At 73.0% G+C, this 13,162-nt stretch carries 14 protein-coding genes; 7 read left to right on the forward strand and 7 right to left on the reverse strand.

Annotated elements, in window-relative coordinates; genetic code table 11:
* Nucleotides 1-178 precede the first annotated feature (178 nt).
* On the reverse strand, nucleotides 179-1,186 hold the full coding sequence (locus ABB07_RS35430) for a zinc-binding alcohol dehydrogenase family protein (RefSeq protein WP_208903755.1): 1,008 nt from the start codon (nucleotides 1,184-1,186) through the stop codon (nucleotides 179-181).
* A gap of 160 nt (nucleotides 1,187-1,346) precedes the next feature.
* On the opposite strand from ABB07_RS35430, the gene ABB07_RS35435 reads away from it, so the two are divergent.
* Entirely contained in the window at nucleotides 1,347-2,141 is a 795-nt protein-coding gene (locus ABB07_RS35435; protein WP_208902541.1) for a VOC family protein, read from the forward strand.
* A 33-nt stretch (nucleotides 2,142-2,174) separates the two neighbouring features.
* Nucleotides 2,175-2,873, forward strand: a complete 699-nt coding sequence (locus ABB07_RS35440) for a ribonuclease H family protein (RefSeq protein ID WP_208902542.1) — start codon at nucleotides 2,175-2,177, stop codon at nucleotides 2,871-2,873.
* A gap of 15 nt (nucleotides 2,874-2,888) precedes the next feature.
* Here ABB07_RS35440 and melC2 read toward each other — a convergent pair whose 3' ends face one another.
* Complete coding sequence (gene melC2 / locus ABB07_RS35445) at nucleotides 2,889-3,710, reverse strand: tyrosinase MelC2 (protein ID WP_208902543.1); 822 nt, start codon at nucleotides 3,708-3,710, stop codon at nucleotides 2,889-2,891.
* 35 nt (nucleotides 3,711-3,745) lie between these two features.
* Nucleotides 3,746-4,159, reverse strand: a complete 414-nt coding sequence (gene melC1 / locus ABB07_RS35450) for an apotyrosinase chaperone MelC1 (RefSeq protein ID WP_208902544.1) — start codon at nucleotides 4,157-4,159, stop codon at nucleotides 3,746-3,748.
* 339 nt (nucleotides 4,160-4,498) lie between these two features.
* Between melC1 and ABB07_RS35455 the strand changes: the two genes are divergently transcribed.
* The 5 genes from ABB07_RS35455 (at nucleotide 4,499) to ABB07_RS35475 (ending at nucleotide 9,168) form a co-directional block, all read left to right on the forward strand.
* Nucleotides 4,499-5,320, forward strand: a complete 822-nt coding sequence (locus ABB07_RS35455; protein ID WP_208902545.1) for a lipase family protein — start codon at nucleotides 4,499-4,501, stop codon at nucleotides 5,318-5,320.
* A 99-nt stretch (nucleotides 5,321-5,419) separates the two neighbouring features.
* Nucleotides 5,420-6,910, forward strand: a complete 1,491-nt coding sequence (locus tag ABB07_RS35460) for an MFS transporter (RefSeq protein ID WP_208902546.1) — start codon at nucleotides 5,420-5,422, stop codon at nucleotides 6,908-6,910.
* Nucleotides 6,907-7,509 carry a TetR/AcrR family transcriptional regulator gene (locus ABB07_RS35465; protein WP_208902547.1) on the forward strand — a complete coding sequence of 201 codons (603 nt, stop codon included), beginning with the start codon at nucleotides 6,907-6,909 and terminating at the stop codon, nucleotides 7,507-7,509. The genes ABB07_RS35460 and ABB07_RS35465 overlap by 4 nt, the downstream gene beginning before the upstream one ends.
* A 74-nt stretch (nucleotides 7,510-7,583) precedes the next feature.
* Nucleotides 7,584-8,567, forward strand: a complete 984-nt coding sequence (locus ABB07_RS35470) for an aldo/keto reductase (RefSeq protein ID WP_208902548.1) — start codon at nucleotides 7,584-7,586, stop codon at nucleotides 8,565-8,567.
* A gap of 52 nt (nucleotides 8,568-8,619) precedes the next feature.
* The gene (locus ABB07_RS35475; RefSeq protein WP_244189626.1) at nucleotides 8,620-9,168 is read left to right on the forward strand and encodes a DUF6328 family protein; all 549 of its coding nucleotides are present in this window, start codon (nucleotides 8,620-8,622) and stop codon (nucleotides 9,166-9,168) included.
* On the opposite strand, the gene ABB07_RS35480 is transcribed toward ABB07_RS35475, so the two are convergent.
* The 4 genes from ABB07_RS35480 to ABB07_RS35495 form a co-directional block, all read right to left on the reverse strand.
* On the reverse strand, nucleotides 9,140-9,553 hold the full coding sequence (locus ABB07_RS35480) for a VOC family protein (protein WP_208903756.1): 414 nt from the start codon (nucleotides 9,551-9,553) through the stop codon (nucleotides 9,140-9,142). The two genes, ABB07_RS35475 and ABB07_RS35480, sit on opposite strands and share 29 nt — an antisense overlap.
* A 207-nt stretch (nucleotides 9,554-9,760) precedes the next feature.
* Complete coding sequence (locus tag ABB07_RS35485) at nucleotides 9,761-10,186, reverse strand: SsgA family sporulation/cell division regulator (RefSeq protein WP_208902549.1); 426 nt, start codon at nucleotides 10,184-10,186, stop codon at nucleotides 9,761-9,763.
* A 131-nt stretch (nucleotides 10,187-10,317) separates the two neighbouring features.
* Nucleotides 10,318-11,289 (reverse strand): LLM class F420-dependent oxidoreductase, encoded by a 972-nt coding sequence (locus ABB07_RS35490; protein WP_208902550.1) that lies wholly within the window; start codon nucleotides 11,287-11,289, stop codon nucleotides 10,318-10,320.
* A gap of 50 nt (nucleotides 11,290-11,339) precedes the next feature.
* Complete coding sequence (locus ABB07_RS35495; protein WP_208902551.1) at nucleotides 11,340-12,926, reverse strand: protein kinase domain-containing protein; 1,587 nt, start codon at nucleotides 12,924-12,926, stop codon at nucleotides 11,340-11,342.
* Nucleotides 12,927-13,162: the final 236 nt, after the last annotated feature.

Consider the following 13,162-nt stretch of genomic DNA (forward strand, 5'->3'; position numbering starts at 1 on the left):
GGCCAAGCCAAACAGGCCTGGTGAGGTGCCCGATACAGCGCGAAGGGGGCGGAACCCGGCACACGGGTGCGTAAACCCGCTGATCGGGGCGCGAGCGGCAAAGGGTGTGCCCGGGCGCCGGTGCACTACGCCCCCCGGCGGTGTTCCCGCGCGCCGGTGTGGTGCGCCTCCCCGCTGCTCAGGACAGGTCGGCGTACAGGACGGCCGCCCCGTCGAACCGGCCGGCCTTGAGATCGCGAAGCGCCTGGGGAGCGCGGGAGAGCGGATACGCGTGCGTGGTCGCGCGGACGCCGTGCCGGGCGGCCAGGGCGAGGAACTCCCGGCCGTCGGCACGGGTGTTCGCGGTGACGCTGCGCAGCTCCTTCTCGTAGAACAGCTCGCTCTCGTAGTGCAGCGGCGGTACGTCGGTCAGGTGGATCCCGGCGAGGGCCAGCACGCCGCCGCGGTCGAGGGCGCGGAGGGCCACCGGGACCAGCTCGCCGGCCGGGGCGAACAGGATCGCCGCGTCCAGCGGCTCCGGCGGCGCCTCGTGCAGGCCCCGCGCGGAGGCCGCGCCCAGGTCCAGGGCCAGCCTGCGGGCGGCGGGCTCCCGGGTGATCACATGCACGGTGGCCCCCTCGGCGAGCGCCACCTGGGCGCACAGATGGGCGCTGCCCCCGAACCCGTACAGGCCGAGCCGCCCGCCCTCGGGCAGTCCGGTCCGCCGCAGCGCACGGAATCCGATGATCCCCGCGCACAGCAGCGGCGCCGCCGCCAGATCGGCCAGGGCGCCGGGCAGCCGGTACGCGAACGCGGCCGGCACGGTCGTGTACTCGGCGTATCCGCCGTCGGCGTCCCAGCCGGTGTACCGCGAGTGCGGGCACAGGTTCTCGGCGCCCCGCAGGCAGTACGCGCACACCCCGTCGGTGCGCCGCAGCCAGGCCACGCCCACCCGGTCGCCGGCCGTGAAGCCCCGCACCGCGGCCCCGGCGCCCGCGACCTCGCCGACCACCTCGTGGCCGGGGGTCACCCCGGACCGGTGCACCGGCAGATCGCCCTCGGCGACATGGAGATCGGTCCGGCACACCCCGCAGGCGCGCACCCGCACCAGCAGCTCGTCCGCCCCTGGCACCGGCACGGGCCGTTCCACCAGCCGCAGGGGATGCCCCTCGACCGGTCCCGGCCGCACCACCGACCAGGCACGCATCGTCTCCGCCGTCATCGCGCCGTCGCCTCCACCTCCAGTGTCCGGCGGCTTCCCGGTTCGGCGCGCGGGGCGCCCCCGGGATGGCTAGCGTGAGCTTCGGGACATACCGCCTGGGGTGGGGATCATCCGTACGGACTCGAAGACCAGGAGGGCCGCGAGCATGGCCGTGCAACCCGAGGGAACGCCCTGTTGGGCCGATGCGATGTTCAGCGACGTCGAGGGAGCCAAACGGTTCTACGGCGACGTCCTCGGCTGGACCTTCGGCGAGTCGTCGTCGGAGTACGGCAACTACACGCAGGCCTACGCGGACGGCAAGGCGGTGGCGGCCGTGGTCCCGCCCATGCCCGGGCAGGAGGGCCCCTCGCAGTGGTGCCTGTACTTCGCCTCGCCCGACGCCGCCGCCACCGCGGAGAAGATCCGGGAGAACGGCGGCGAGGTACTGATGGAGCCGATGCAGGTGGGCGACTTCGGCACGATGTGTCTGGCCCGCGAGCCCAGCGGGGCCGTCTTCGGCGTCTGGCAGGCCGGCAGCCACGAGGGCTTCGAGGCGACGGCGACCCCGGGCGCCTACTGCTGGGCCGAGGTCTTCACGCGTGAGCCCGAGAAGGCCGACGCCTTCCTCTCCGCGGTGTTCCCGTACCGGATGAAGGACATCGTGGACGACGCGGTGGACTTCCGGATGTTCGACGTCGGCGAGGACACCGTCCTCGGCCGGATGCGGATGACCGACGACTTCCCGCCCGAGGTGCCCTCGTACATCAACGTCTACTTCACCGTCGACGACTGCGACGCGGCCGTGGCCCGGGCCACCAAGCTGGGCGGTGTCCTCCGCTTCGGGCCGATGAGCAGCCCGTTCGGCCGGTTCGCGGCGCTGAGCGACCCGCAGGGCGCGAACTTCTCGGTGATCGACATCACCACCACGGAGGGCGAGATGCCCAAGGTCAAGGAGGCCTGACCCGGCCGCGACGGGGCCCGGCGCGGCCATGGCATGATCGTGCGTATGCGTGAACGTGTGGTGGCCGCGTGCGACGGGGCTTCGAAGGGCAACCCCGGACCGGCCGGATGGGCGTGGGTGGTCTCCGACGGCGACGAGCGGACCCCCGCCCGCTGGGAGGCCGGGCCGCTCGGCCGGGCCACCAACAACGTCGCCGAACTCACCGCCCTGGAGCGGCTGCTCACGGCCGTCGCGCCCGAGGTGCCGCTGGAGATCCGGATGGACTCCCAGTACGCGATGAAGGCGGTCACCACCTGGCTGCCCGGCTGGAAGCGCAACGGCTGGAAGACGTCCGCCGGCAAGCCCGTCGCCAACCAGGACCTCGTCGTCCGCATCGACGCGCTCCTCGACGGCCGCACGGTCGAGTTCCGCTACGTCCCCGCCCACCAGGTCGACGGCGACCCGCTGAACGACTTCGCCGACCGCGCCGCCAGCCAGGCCGCCGCGGTGCAGGAGGCCGCCGGCAGCGCGCTCGGCTCCCCGGCGCCGCCGCCCTCGCCCGACACCCCGAAGGCGGCCGCCCCGCGCCGGAAGGCGCCCCGCCGCACCGGCGGCGGAGCGTCCTCGGCGCGCACCATCAAGGCGAAGTTCCCCGGCCGCTGCCTGTGCGGCCGCTCCTACGCGGCCGGCGAGTCCATCGCCAAGAACGCGCAGGGCTGGGGCCACCCGGAGTGCCGCACCGCCGAGGCCTGATCACACCGGGTCCGGTCAGCTGTCGAAGGTGTAGAACCTCGTGTGGTCCAGCAGGTCCGCCGGACGCACGTCGTTCCACGGCTTCATCGTCTCGTCGAGGTCCACGACGTCCGGCGTGCCGCCGGCCGGCACGTACCCCGCGTCCGGATGCCGCCGCTGCCACTCCGCCCACAGCTTGTCGACGTAGGCGTGGTGCAGCCAGAACACCGGGTCGTTGGGGGACACCCCGGTGGCCATCTGCCCGCCGACCCAGACGTGGACCCGGTTGTGCAGGTTGACCCCGCGCCACCCCTCCAGGTTGTTGCGGAAGCCGTCCGAGGCGCTGTTGTACGGCGCCATGTCGTACGCCGGTATCGACAGCACCGACTCCACCTCGGCGCGCGTCGGCAGTTCGCGCACGGCCGTGCCCAGTGACCGGCGCAGGAAGGTACGGCCGTCGACGCGTATGGTCATCGGCCAGCTGCCGGTGGACCCGGCGAACGGGCCGTCCATCACGCGGCCGTCCGTGCTGCGCCCGGTGCCGCCGAGGAAGTCCGGCGCCCACAGCGCGGCACGCACCGTGCGGTCGGTGCTCCAGTCCCAGTACGGCAGCGCGACCGAGGGGTCCACCGACTGCAGCGCCTGCTCGAAGTCGAGCAGGAATCTGCGGTGCCAGGGCAGGAACGACGGTGAGCGGTGGCCGGTCCGCTCGCCGGTGTCGGTGTCCGACATGATGAACGCGTTGTGCGTGCGGACGAACTCGTCGTAGCGCCCGTTGCGCTTGAGTTCGAGGACGGCGGACACGAACCGCTTCTTCTCGTCGGCGGTCAGGGTGGCCTGGTTCTTGCGTACGGTCATGGTGCGCGATGCTCCGAATGTCCTTGCGGGGGCGGTCAGTTGGCGGGGAAGGGCAGCAGCGGGGCGCCCTGCAGCTCGTCCACCGCGGCCCGGGCGACGGCGCGCGGGGTGGACACCGGGGCGTAGTGGCTGACGACGCTGATCCAGGTGCCGTCGGCGTTGCGCATCACATGCAGTCGCACGCCGTCGACCAGCACCTCGTAACCGCCGCCGTGGTCGTGGTGGTGGCCGCCGGAGCCCGTCGTCGTCGGCCGGCCCTGTATCCGGCGGCCCTTGTAGACCTCGTCGAAGCTCCCCGGCATCGGCATGGGGTGCTCGTGGCCGGTGACCGAGCCGGGGTGCTCGCGGCCGGCGGCCGAGGCGCCGGGTGCCGCGAGGGTGGTCACGGTGGCCGTCGCGGCGAGGGCCGCGGTCGCGGTGAGCGCGCGGCGCCGGGTGATGTCGGGCATACGGGTCCTCCAGGAGGGTGGTTCCGGTGGTGACGCCGCATGCCTATCGAGGGCTCCGGGACGGGGGGAAATCCCTCGGAACCGGTTGGCCGTGATCCGGACAATTGCCTACATGTCGTACAGAGTTGAACCAAGGTGATCTTGCCGTGACGGGGGCCCGATGCGCTCCGGAACGGGGAATTCCTTGCCGCGCCGACCGCGTTTCCGGCGGTCCTTGCCGTCCGCCCTCCGTTCGAGTGGCCCGGCTCACCACGCCAAACTGACGCGATCGGGCGGCCTGGCCTCGTTGCTACCCTGCCGTTTCGTACGACTGCACAGGGTGACCGAGGAGTCCCGTTCATGGCCGTGCCCGTATCGTTCGACCAGGCCTCGTCCGGCTACAGCCTGCAACGCGCCTACTGGCTCGCCCGCGCGGCCGACCTGGCCTACAAGGACCGCGCCGTCATCGAGGACCAGGCGGCCCGGTGGGGCTTCGACCGGGTGCGCCACCACGAGACCCGATTCACCCCGCCCTTCCCGCTGCAGGACACCCAGGCGTACACCCTGGCCAGTGACCGGATGATCGTCACCGCGTTCCGCGGCACCGAACCCGCGCAGATCAAGGACTGGCTCACCGACACCACCACCCCGCCGAGGCCCGGACCCGGCGGCAACGGATACGTCCACCACGGATTCGCCGAGGCCCTGGAGTCGGCCTATCCGGCCGTCCACACCACCCTCGCCGAACTGCGCACCGACGGCCAGAGCGTGTACTTCACCGGGCACAGCCTGGGCGGCGCCCTCGCGATGCTGGCCGGCGCCCGGATGTACCTGGAGGACCCGCACCTGGCCGCGGACGGCGTGTACACCTACGGCCAGCCGCGCACCTGCGACCGGCTGCTCGCCGAGGCGTTCCACAAGGGATTCGGCGGCCGCATGTACCGCTTCGTCAACAACAACGACATCGTCCCCCAGTTGCCGCCCGAGCCCGCCTACACCCATGTCCGCGCCCTGCGCTACATCGACTCGCACGGCCGGCTGCACGAGAGCATGCCGGTGCTGTCGGCACTCACCGACCGGGCGACCGGAATGACCACCGACGCCTTCGCGCCCGCCTCCGACGGCCTGCGCGACCACTTCATGCACAACTATCTCGCGGCCCTGGAGAAGAACCTCGGCTGAATGCTCCGGGCCCCTGCCACACACGTTGGTGAATGGCGATTCACTCGGTAGGGTGAATTCTCATTCACCGAGCAGTCGTGTCGTCTTCAGGAGCGCCGGATGGACCAGCCCGCCCCCATAGCCCAGCCGCCCGGCCCGGCCGCCGCGCTCCCGCTGCGCAGCCGGCTCACCATCCCGGTGCTGGCGTCGGGCGGCATCCTCATGGCGGTCATGCAGACCGTCGTCGTCCCCCTGCTGCCGGACCTGCCCCGGCTCACCGGCGCGTCCGCCGCGACCGTCTCCTGGACGGTCACCGCGACCCTCCTGTCCGGCGCCGTCCTCACCCCGGTGCTCGGCCGGGCCGGCGACATGTACGGCAAACGCCGGGTGCTCACCTGTGCGCTCGCCCTGATGACCCTCGGCTCGGTGCTGTGCGCACTGACCTCCGACATCGGCCTGCTCATCGCCGCCCGCGCTCTCCAGGGCGCCGCCGCCTCCGTCGTCCCGCTGTCGATCAGCATCCTGCGCGACGAACTCCCGCCCGAGCGGCGGGGCTCGGCGGTGGCGCTGATGAGCTCGACCGTCGGCATCGGCGCCGCCCTCGGCCTGCCGCTCGCCGCGCTGGTCGTCCAGTACGCCGACTGGCACACCATGTTCTGGCTGACCAGCGCCCTGGGCGCGGCGGGCGTGGCGGCGACCTGGTGGGCGGTCAGGGAGTCGCCGGTGCGCGAACCTGGACGGTTCGACGTGACCGGCGCGCTGGGCCTCGCCGCCGGCCTCGTCTGCCTGCTGCTGGGCGTCTCGCAGGGCGGCTCCTGGGGCTGGGGGAGCGCCCGGGTCCTCGGACTGTTCCTCGGCGCCGCCGTCGTGCTCGCGCTGTGGTGGTGGCAGCAACTGCGCGCCGAACGGCCGCTGGTCGACCTGCGGCTGGTCGGCCGGCCGCGCGTCGGCCTGTCGCACGTGGCCGCCCTGCTGACCGGGTTCGCCTTCTACGCCAACTCGCTGGTCACCGCCCAGCTGGTGCAGGCGCCGAAGGCCACCGGCTACGGCCTCGGCCTGTCGATCGTCGCCACCGGTCTGTGCCTGCTGCCCGGCGGCGTGACCATGCTGCTGTTCTCGCCGGTGTCGGCCCGCATCTCGGCCGCGCGCGGCCCGCGGATCACCCTCGCGCTGGGCGCCGCCGTCATCGCCTGCGGCTACGCGGTCCGCATCGCCGACAGCCGCGACCTGTGGATGATCATCGCCGGTGCCACCGTGGTCGCGACCGGCACCACCCTCGCCTACTCGGCGCTGCCCACGCTCATCCTGCGGGCCGTCCCCGCCGGGCAGACCGCGTCCGCCAACGGCGTCAACGTCCTCATGCGCACCATCGGCCAGGCCACCTCCAGCGCCGCCGTCGCCGCCGTCCTCGTGCACCACAGCAGCCCGGTCGGCGGTGTCGCGACACCCACCCTGCACGGCTACCTGCTCGCGTTCGCGATGGCCGGCGCCGTCGCCCTCGCCGCCTGCGCCGCCGCCCTGTCCATCCCCGGCGACGGCACCCCGGGCGGCACCCGGCACGCCACGGACCCCACCCGCGGCGCCCGCGACCAGGCCATGGAGGGAGCATGAGGGGCGTGAGCACTCCACCCGCACCGGGCCTGTCCGCGCGCCGTGACGCCGAGGCCACCAAGGCGGCCATCCTCACAGCGGCCCGCTACCTCCTCGCCCGGCACGCGCACGCCGACATCACGCTCAAGGCGGTCGCCGACCGCGCCGGCGTGAGCCCGCCGTTGATCGTGAAGTACTTCGGCAACAAGGACGCCCTGTTCGCCCGCGTGATGTCCTTCGACACCGACGCGGACGCCCTGCTGGACGCGCCGCTCGCCGGACTCGGCCGGCACATGGCCCGGCACGTCCTCGCGAGCCAGCGCGAGCGCGGCGCCGACCCGCTGCTGCGCATCGCCTTCGCCCCCTTGCACGGAGACCACGGCGACATCCTGCGCGCCAACTTCCGCGCCCAGGTGACCGAACGCCTCGCCGCCCGGCTCACCGGCCCCGACGCCGGGCTGCGCGCCGAACTCGCCGTCGCCGCGCTCGTCGGCCTCGGCGTGATGTACGGCATCGCACGCGGCCCGCACCTGCGCGAGGCCGACGCCGACACCATCGCCGACCGCTACGGCCCGCTCATTCAGGCCCAGTTGACGCCGAACGACGCCCCTCACCCATGAGGGTGAAGACACACGGCCCGCCCGCCGGAGCGGCTCGTTCCGCGCGGTCCGGTGCCGGATGCCACACTGGCGCCATGGACGAACGCGTGATCGGCAGGTCGGGCCAGTGGGCATCGGTGATCGGACTCGGCACCTGGCAGCTGGGCGCCGACTGGGGCGACGTGGACGACAAGGAGGCGCTCGCCGTCCTCGAGGCCGCGGCCGAGGCGGGCGTCACCTTCTTCGACACGGCCGACGTGTACGGCGACGGACGCAGCGAGGAGACCATCGGCTCCTTCCTGCGCGGCCGCCCCGACCTGCACGTTCTGGTGGCGACCAAGATGGGCCGCCGGGTCGGGCAGATCCCCGGGAACTACGTCCTGGACAACTTCCGTACCTGGAACGACCGCTCCCGCCGCAACCTCGGCGTCGACCGCATCGACCTGGTCCAGCTGCACTGCCCGCCGACGCCCGTGTATTCCTCCGACGCGGTGTTCGACGCCCTGGACACCCTGGTCGAGGAGGAGCGCGTCGCCGCGTACGGGGTGAGCGTGGAGACCTGCGCCGAGGCGCTGACCGCCATCGCCCGGCCGCACGTGGCGAGCGTGCAGATCATCCTCAACCCGTTCCGCATGAAGCCCCTGTACGAGGTGCTCCCCGCCGCCCGCGAGGCCGGCGTCGGCATCATCGCGCGCGTGCCCCTCGCCTCCGGTCTGCTGTCCGGCAAGTACACCAAGGACACGGTGTTCGCGGCCGACGACCACCGCACCTTCAACCGGCACGGCGAGGCCTTCGACCAGGGCGAGACCTTCTCCGGCGTCGACTACGACACCGGTGTCGAGGCCGCCGCCGAGTTCGCCGCGCTCGCCCCCGAGGGATACACCCCGGCCCAGCTCGCGCTGCGCTGGATCATCGAGCAGGACGGCGTGACCACGGTGATCCCCGGCGCCCGCAACCCCGGGCAGGCCCGTGCGAACGCGGCCGCGGCCAAGCTGCCGCCGCTGCCGCCGGAGACGTTCACCGCGATCCGCGAGCTGTACGAGCGGCGCATCGAGGAACAGGTCGAGCACCGCTGGTAGTCACCGCGGCACCCACCGTTTGAACGAAGGGGCGGGCGGTTACCCGCACCGCATGGAGGAGGCAGGACGGCGCAGGGGGCGCAACGAGACGGAGGAGGAGCGGGCCGACCGGATGTGGGTCGAACTCATCCAGGAGGTCCGCGTCGCCCAGACGGGCGTGCAGATCCTGTTCGGCTTCCTGCTGACCGTCGTCTTCCAGCAGAAGTACGCCACGCTGTCCCACTCCAACCAGGTCATCTACATCGTGACCGTCGTCCTGGGCGCCTGTACCACCGGCGCCCTCGTCGGCCCGGTGTCCTTGCACCGCCTGGTCTCCGGCCGCCGGGTCAAGCCGCAGGCGGTGCGGCTGGCCTCGCGGATGACCTTGGTCGGCCTCGCCCTGCTGCTGGCCACCATGACGTCCTCGCTGCTGCTGATCCTGAGGGTGGCCACGCACAGCACCTACGTCCCCTGGCTGGTGGCGGCCGTCGTCGCCTGGTACCTGCTGTGGTGGTACGGCCTGCCCCTGTGGGCCCGGCACCGGCACACGGCCCGGCCCGACGACCGGGACGCGGGCCCGCCGGCCGGCTCCGTCAAGGGCGGACGTACGGCCGGGTCATGATGTCCATGTTGTGCCCGGCCGGGTGGGCGAAGTACGCGCCACGGCCCCCGAAGAGGCGGTTGATCCGGCCGGGCTCGCCGTGGTGCGGGTCGGCGTAGTAGGTGACGCCGAGCGCCTCCAGTCGGGCGATCATGCCGTCGAACTGCTCGTCGGGCACGAGGAACGCGTAGTGCTGCGGCTGGACCGGCTCGTCACGCTTCTCGTAGTGGTCGAGCGTCACGCCGCCCGCGAGGTCGACCGGCAGGAACGGCCCGAACGGGGCGCCGGCCTCCAGTCCCAGGACGGCGGCGAGGAACTGTGCCGACAGCTGCCGGTCCGCGGCGAGGACGGCGGTGTGGTCGAGCCGGACGGCGGTCGTCGGGATGTGCCGAACAGTGCTCTGCAGGGGTGTCTCCGGGTGTCGAGGTCCGTGGGAAGCGGCGCCGGCCTGGGCGTCGGGGGCTGGAGCAATCGGAGACAACGGCGGGCCTCGCGCCCGCCTCGCGCTCACGCCGAGGCCGGGAACCTCACTCGTGCGTGGCCCATGGCCGACCTGGCAGTCACCCGGGCGACCTCACTGATCGCCACGGGCCGGGGCAACCGGGCACGATCTTCAGCCCGCGGAGAGGATCTCGGCCAACAGCTCGTCGACGGGGGCGCGTTCCTGTCCCGGCGGCACGATCCGGTGGGTCTCCCGCAGGAACGCGGCGACCGCCGGCGCCCAGGCGAACACCACCGCCTGCTGCCGGCCGCCGTCCGGGCGGACGTCCCCGAGGAACTCCATGCGCAGCTCGTGCCAGGCACCGGTCGCGGCCGGCCGCAGCCGTACGTCCCCGACGCCGACGGGCCGTGCCAGGCCCTCGGAGAGCATCTCCCGGTCCAGCCGCCAGCAGGCCAGCACCCGGCCGTCGTGGCCGAAGACGGCGGTGACGGCGAACGGGTCGTCGGCGTCGTAACGGAGATGGGCGAGCACGGGGCACCGGCCGGTGCCTTCCGAGCACAGCTGTACCAGCAGGGTCTTGTGCACGAACGCGGTCACGCGAGGGCCTCCGGCGACGATCGGCTCAGGACCCTCTAGTACCCCCGTGACGCCCGGGATGCTCAACCCCGCGACGGATTCCCGCCGGCTCCGCGCGGCGCGACCAGGCAGCCGCCGATGGCCTGCCGGAGTCAGCCGAAGGCCTCCCGCAGCGCGGGCAGCAGGGTCTTCGCCGACCAGTCCAGGTACTCCGCCTGCGCGTCGCCGCCGATCTGCACCAGCGCGATCTCCCCGAACCCGGCCTCGGCGTACGGCCGTACGGCCGCCACGAAGGCGTCGGGGTCGTCGCCGCACGGGATGGCGGCGGCGACGTCGTCCTCGTCCACGAACTGCGTCGCGGCCTCGAAGGAGTCGGGGTGCGGCAGTTCGGCGTTCACCTTCCAGCCGAGCCCGAACCAGCGGAACTGGGAGTGGGCGCGCTTGACCGCCGTGTCCCGGTCAGGGTCGTAGCACACCGGCAGCTGGCCCACCCGGGGTTTGCCGCTGCCGCCATGCCGGTCGAAGGCCTCCAGCAGCCCCGGCTTCGGCTCGGTCGCGATGACCAGGTCGGCCAGGTGCCCCGCGAGCGCGCAGGACTGGTCGCCGGAGACGGCGATCCCGATCGGCGGGGGCTGGTCCGGCAGGTCCCACAGCCGGGCCGAGTCCACGTCGTAGTGCGGCCCGTGGTGGGTGACATGGCCGCCCTCGAACAGCGCGCGGATGATCCCCACGGCCTCCTCGAGCATCTCGTGGCGCACATCCACCGGAGGCCAGCCGCCGCCCACCACATGCTCGTTCAGGTTCTCCCCGGCACCCAGCCCGAGCCGGAACCTGCCCTCGGACAGCAGCTGCACCGTGGCCGCCTGCTGCGCCACGATCGCCGGGTGGTAGCGCAGGATGGGGCAGGTCACATAGGTCATCAGCGGAATCCGCGAGGTGGCCTGGGCGGCGGCGCCCAGCACGCTCCACGCGTACGAGGAGTGGCCCTGCGAGCGCAGCCACGGAAAGTAGTGGTCGGAGATCACCGAGAAGTCGAACCCGGCCTCCTCGGCCCGCACCACGTGGTCCACCAGCTCCCGGGGACCTGCCTGCTCGGTCATCATCGTGTATCCGATTCGCACCATGACCGGCGAGTCCCCGGCGTGGCGGCCGGAAAACGAGCCACCGGCACCCGTCACCCCCCGGGTGCCCGGAACGTCTGCAGGAACGTCCTCAGCGCCAGCCGGTTCGCGGCGTCGTCCCAGGCCGCGGCCGGGGTCGTGAAGCGCAGGGAGAAGGCGTCGCCGCCGCCGGTCAGGAAGCCGCGCCCGAAGGTGTGGACCCGCGCGTCTCCCGTCCCCGCCAGCCACTCCAGGTCGGCGGCCCTGAAGCCCTGGTACGTGGTGGCCCGGACCGTGCCGACGCGCTGGTAGCCGGGCAGCCGCTGCAGATCGGGTTCGACGTCGTCCCGCCAGACGAACACGGGATCCGGGCCCACGTGCTCGCTGTGCGTGACGGCGAGGGTGGGAGCGGTGCCGTCCGGGCCGAAGGTGACGCGGTAGGCGCCGCCGACGCGGGAGGTGGTCAGCCGCTGCCAGCCGTCCGGCAGGGCGACGGAGAAGCCCTCCGGGGCGGTGTAGCGGTGGTAACCGGCCGGCAGGGCGGCTGAGGCGCTCGGAGCCGGGGCCGGGGAGGAGGGCGCCGAGGCACCGGAGGAGGGCGCCGTGGCCGCCGTGTGCTTGCCGGACGGGGCGGCCGAGGCGGTGGGGCGGGCCGGTGCCTGTGCGCTGCCGGTGCCCGGCAGCTGGTGGGTCGCGGCCAGCACGGCGGCGGCGACGGTGACCACGGCCAGCGCGGTACCGGCCGCCAGGAGCCATCTGCTCGGCTGCCGCCCGGCCAGGCGGACACCGGCGTACGCGCCGCGCAGCCGGGGCACGGGGGCCGGCTCGCGGTCGGCGTCGGCGTCCTCGTCGAGGGTCCGGATCAGGGCCTCCCTGACCACCTGCCGGGTCAGCCGCTCGCGCGAGTTCTTCCGCAGCAGCCCCTGCACGGCCTGGGTGAGCGGGCCCGTGCGCAGCGGTGTGCGCAGCGGCAGCCGGTCCACGGCCTTCAGGGTGGCGTCGGGCCGGCCGCGGTCGCGGAACGGCGGCCGCCCCTCCACCATCGTGTACAGCAGCGCGCCCAGCGCCCACAGGTCGGCGGCCGGTCCGATGCGCTCGTCGCGGGCCTGTTCGGGCGAGGCGTACGACGGTGCCGAGAGCCGTGGCACCAGGGTCGCCCCGGCCAGCCCGAACCCGGTGACGACGACCGGGCCGCTGTCCCGGACGAAGACCTGGCCGGGGCTCAGCTCGCCGTGGGTGATGCCCTCGGCGTGCGCGGCCTGCAGCACGTCGAGCAGTTCCAGGCCGATCCGGGCCGCCCGCGCGACGTTGAACGCGCCTTCGCGGTCGAGGAGTTCGACGAGGGGTGTGCCGTCGATCCACTCGGTGACCGTCCACAGGGTGCCGGCCTCCACCACGGCGTCGACGACCGTGGCGACCTGGCCGGGACACACCAGCCGCATCGTCTCGGCGGTCCGCACGACGCGGGCCGTGACCCGGCGCGCGGTGTCGTCACCGGCGGGCTCCGGCAGGGTGGTCTGGGCCACCAGCCGGGGCTGGTCGGCGGCCACGTCCTCGGCGTACCACCACAGGCGGTTGGTCTCGCGGGCGAAGACCTCCAGGAGCCGGTACCGTCCGGCGACCAACTCGTGTGCGGAGACGTGCGCCTTGGTCATGGTCATCCCTCGCTGAAACCCCTGTTGCGTGTCTCACAGTGGTACGCGGGGCGTGCGGGGGTGCGTTCAAAGAATCCGCGAGTCCGGCGCCGGTCCTGCCTTTCATTCAATTCTTCGAAAGGGCTTGCGAGTTTGAGATGGCCGCGCCCCGGGGTCGTTCGACCTGCGGGTAACCGAGGGTAAATACGGGGCGCGGCCCTGGTTCACACCAGCCGGAGACTCATGACAGCCGTCGAGTCACC

The sequence above is a fragment of the Streptomyces incarnatus genome, assembly GCF_001027185.1.
Classification (GTDB): Bacteria; Actinomycetota; Actinomycetes; order Streptomycetales; family Streptomycetaceae; genus Streptomyces; species Streptomyces puniciscabiei.

Bases quoted from the DNA above. Each gene is read 5' to 3' on its own strand.
- ABB07_RS35430 (WP_208903755.1), bottom strand. From the start codon at position 1,186: ATGCGTGCCTGGTCGGTGGTGCGGCCGGGACCGGTCGAGGGGCATCCC.
- ABB07_RS35435 (WP_208902541.1), top strand. From the start codon at position 1,347: ATGGCCGTGCAACCCGAGGGAACGCCCTGTTGGGCCGATGCGATGTTC.
- ABB07_RS35440 (WP_208902542.1), top strand. From the start codon at position 2,175: ATGATCGTGCGTATGCGTGAACGTGTGGTGGCCGCGTGCGACGGGGCT.
- melC2 (WP_208902543.1), bottom strand. From the start codon at position 3,710: ATGACCGTACGCAAGAACCAGGCCACCCTGACCGCCGACGAGAAGAAG.
- melC1 (WP_208902544.1), bottom strand. From the start codon at position 4,159: ATGCCCGACATCACCCGGCGCCGCGCGCTCACCGCGACCGCGGCCCTC.
- ABB07_RS35455 (WP_208902545.1), top strand. From the start codon at position 4,499: ATGGCCGTGCCCGTATCGTTCGACCAGGCCTCGTCCGGCTACAGCCTG.
- ABB07_RS35460 (WP_208902546.1), top strand. From the start codon at position 5,420: ATGGACCAGCCCGCCCCCATAGCCCAGCCGCCCGGCCCGGCCGCCGCG.
- ABB07_RS35465 (WP_208902547.1), top strand. From the start codon at position 6,907: ATGAGGGGCGTGAGCACTCCACCCGCACCGGGCCTGTCCGCGCGCCGT.
- ABB07_RS35470 (WP_208902548.1), top strand. From the start codon at position 7,584: ATGGACGAACGCGTGATCGGCAGGTCGGGCCAGTGGGCATCGGTGATC.
- ABB07_RS35475 (WP_244189626.1), top strand. From the start codon at position 8,620: ATGGAGGAGGCAGGACGGCGCAGGGGGCGCAACGAGACGGAGGAGGAG.
- ABB07_RS35490 (WP_208902550.1), bottom strand. From the start codon at position 11,289: ATGGTGCGAATCGGATACACGATGATGACCGAGCAGGCAGGTCCCCGG.
- ABB07_RS35495 (WP_208902551.1), bottom strand. From the start codon at position 12,926: ATGACCATGACCAAGGCGCACGTCTCCGCACACGAGTTGGTCGCCGGA.